The sequence below is a fragment of the Streptomyces sp. NPDC032822 genome (assembly GCF_055578825.1).
In genome coordinates, this window is sequence record NZ_JBVIOL010000054.1 from 1 (window position 1) to 3,396 (window position 3,396).

2 protein-coding genes are annotated in these 3,396 nt (G+C 65.3%); one reads left to right on the forward strand and one right to left on the reverse strand.

Annotated elements, in window-relative coordinates; all coding sequences use genetic code 11:
• Positions 1-254: 254 nt before the first annotated feature.
• Positions 255-2,378, forward strand: a complete 2,124-nt coding sequence (locus ACZ5VD_RS43880; RefSeq protein WP_468686085.1) for a Shedu anti-phage system protein SduA domain-containing protein — start codon at positions 255-257, stop codon at positions 2,376-2,378.
• Between the two features lie 246 nt (positions 2,379-2,624).
• Here the strand turns inward: ACZ5VD_RS43880 and ACZ5VD_RS43885 are convergent, their stop codons facing one another.
• The gene (locus ACZ5VD_RS43885; protein ID WP_468686087.1) at positions 2,625-2,765 is read right to left on the reverse strand and encodes a hypothetical protein; all 141 of its coding nucleotides are present in this window, start codon (positions 2,763-2,765) and stop codon (positions 2,625-2,627) included.
• Positions 2,766-3,396: the final 631 nt, after the last annotated feature.

Genomic DNA, 3,396 nt, shown 5'->3' on the forward strand with positions numbered 1-3,396 from the left:
GCCACACACGACACCGACTGAACACCGGCAACCCAGACCCGGTGGGTCAGAACTCGACCGCCCACACCGGGTCAGGATTCAACCGCCGCCGACAATCACAGCACCAGCCCATCCAGTAGACGGCTCGCCACGTCGACACCGAAGCCAGGGATGCTGCCTGTCTACCCGCCCGTACGGCGAGACGGCCGTCGGCCTGCTGGCCGGCCAGGGCCCTGCGCGCCACGGGAAGCGGTGCCTGACGTCTCGTCCTGGAGATGGAAAGCCCCGATCGACCGGCACCTGACTTCCCTGCCATCCATCCTGGACACATGACGTCCAGCGACCTCGCCCCGGCACACGCGCAGCCATCGATTACAACGGTGACGCGGCACGACATCTTCAACTACCTGCGCGAGATATCGAGCCCCTGGTGGGGGAAACTGGACGAGGTCACGTTCCTGGAGCACCTCTACGACCTGGACCAACCTCCCCCCGAGAACAGCCGGCTCCCGACTGTCCGCGCCGACATCCAGCAGCACCGGCTTAACAACTACGACCTGGACGACGACTGGATCTTCGAGGACCCTCGGTTGCAGCTCTCCGACGGACCGGACGAGGTGCTGCTCGCCTTCCTGGCACGAACCGTCCATCCCGAGGTCGCGGCCGACGTCGAGGCGGCGACGAAGCAGGTCGAAGAGCTGAACCGGCTGCTGGCACCGGACGGATGGGGCCTGCGTTCCTACGACTTCCTCTCCGGCCGCCCTATCTACACAGCGGTCCGACTTCCGCCCACCGGCCCGTTGATCCCGCTGCCGCTGAACGACGACGACACAGGCAAGCTCGACCTGGTCCTCGGGCAGACCTACAGCCTCCTGGACTGCGCCGGCGAGGAGACAGCACGCGACCTGCTGCGCACAGCCGTCCTGACTCTGCGCCGCGACGGCGGCTTCTTCAACCCCATGCCTGGTGACGGTTGGACGGCTGACACCTACGAGGCGGTCCTGACACTGGAGCGCGAACTCCTGCCCACCTGCACCCCGGGAGCGAAGGAGGTGATCTGGCGAACACTGCAGTCCGTGCTCACCCAGCTCGGGCGCATCGACGTCCAGGACCTCGTGGTCGAAGGCGATACCCGGCCGCTGCCCAACATCCCACCGGACTGGCGGACCCAAGCCGCTGCGCCCGCCACGCCCATCGTTCGAGGCTTGCGACTGCCCTTCTCCAATACCGAGTTCGATGTCACCAGCAGGGACTTCACCGACCTAGAGATCCGCGGTTCACAGGACAGCAGCGGGTTCCACTATCTCTATGACACCCGCGCACGCCGGATGATCACCGACTTCATCCTCGACGACCGGCCTCAGGTAGCGACCTTGTGCAGCGTCACCATCATCAAAAAGGGCGACACCTTCACCCCGAGGATCAAGCTCTGGAAGAAGGACAAGAAGAAGGCCGGGGAAGTCTCCGCCACACAGACAGTGCCTGAGGCCGGGTCCACCCGGGCCGTCAAGGCACTCGTCGACACCGGGGACGTCCACGAGAACTTCTGGAAAGTCATCAACTTCCTCCAGGGCTGCACCGGCCTGAGCACACCCGGCGACTCCCCCCAGCTCGTGGCCGGCGACGAGGCCCAACTGGCCCAGCTGCTGACCGGCCAGGACCGGACCACAGTGCTCGGTGCGGTCAGGACAGCCATCGGGAGCGGGCTCACAGAGGAGGACATCCGCCTGATCGGCAACCGCAAGGAACAGCTCCAGAGGTTCGAGCGGCTGCTGAACGATCCGGACTACTTCCAGCAGGAAGAGAGCCTGGCAACGACGCGCGGGGCAGAGGCCGTCTGGCAGGACTTTTTCGAGACGAACCAGTGGATCTTTGGCTACGGGCTCAACCTCATCGCCTGCGAATCCATCGGCGACGGCAAACTGGAACGCATCACCACCGGCGCCAACATTTTCGGCGGAGCCGGGAAACGCATCGACGCCATCATGCGTTCCAAAGGCCTGATCAGCAGCATGCTCTTCTGCGAAATCAAGACCCACGACACGGAGCTGCTCGCCAAGACCCCATACCGTGCGGGCGTCTACCAGGCATCGAAAGAACTCGGCGGAGGCGTGGCACAGGTACAGAAGACCGTCAGCAAGGCCCAGCAGCTCATCTCCCGCGAGTTCCTCACCCGCATCTACGACGACGACGGCACCCCGACCGACGTTGAACTGTCCACCACCCGGCCCCGGCAGGTCGTGGTGATCGGGAGCCTGCGCGAGTTCACCGATAACGGCGCCGTGAACCCGGAGAAGATCAACTCCTTCGAGCTGTACCGGACATCGATCCAGGACGTCGAGATCATCACCTTCGACGAGCTCTACCAGCGGGCCTGCTTCATCGTCGAAGATCGCTAAAACTCCGGTAGGGGTCGGGCTTGATGTCGCTGCCGACGACGGAGGCCGATCAGAACTCCGACTAGGAGACTTGACGAGGGCCCTGCCTGCAGGGGTCAGGATGCTCTGCCAGGAGCGTGAAGGCCTGGCTGTGGTCATATATTTCCCCATCGCGAGCGTCAGCTTCCCCGCGCAGGCGTTCTACCCGTCGCCACACCATCGTGGTCGTTTCTCGACCGACCGGAGGGTGAGGCTAGGTTCGGCTGGTCAGTCCCAGTCGGATGCCGGCTGATCGACTCGACCACCCTCGTGAGGTGTGGGGATGTAGTCGCGAGCACTGCCGGGCAGGGCGGCGACACACGCCGCCGAGCAGGCGCTGACCAGCAGGGGCAGTACGTCAGTGGCCACGCGCAGTGAGATCCACACCTGAGGGAGTCCGCTCTGTTCGATCGGGCGGTCGCAGACACTGCAGCTGTGGATGGCTGTGGCGCCCCAGTGCCGAGGATCCAGGTTTCCCGGATCGATGTCCGCGACGGAGTCCGGGGAAGGCTGTAGCTGCGGGAACGGCGGTCGCAGCTTGTAGTTGCCGAAACGCGCGCGTGCTCACTGTGCTGCGGGTCAGCTTCCGGTCCCAACGCACCCTGATCGCAGTCTCCAGCCGCGCCGACGACGTGATCACCCTCCACCTCGGCACGCTCGCCTACAGCGGCCCCCAGGTCCTTGATGAGCCGACCGTGCGTGCCGTGGTCGGCGAGGCCGTCGCAACATCCGCTCCGCCCCCGCCGATCCGCCGGCGGATCCCACGCTCTCCACGCTGCGCGTCGTTGACGACGACTTCGCCGCCACCACGCACGCGATCGGCGAGTTGATGCTCGAAATCGCCCCGACCTACCTCTCCGACACCGACGCGGGCACGGCAACGAAGGCGGTGAGGGCTATTCGCTGGGGGGGGTGCCCCTATGGGTTTCGTCAAGCTGATGGGGCGGGCTGGGGTTCGTAGAAGGTGCCGTCGCGGAGCATGGCGAAGAGCACGTCGGCT

Coding starts and splice junctions, on each gene's coding strand:
- ACZ5VD_RS43880 (WP_468686085.1), top strand. CDS start 255: ATGGAAAGCCCCGATCGACCGGCACCTGACTTCCCTGCCATCCATCCT.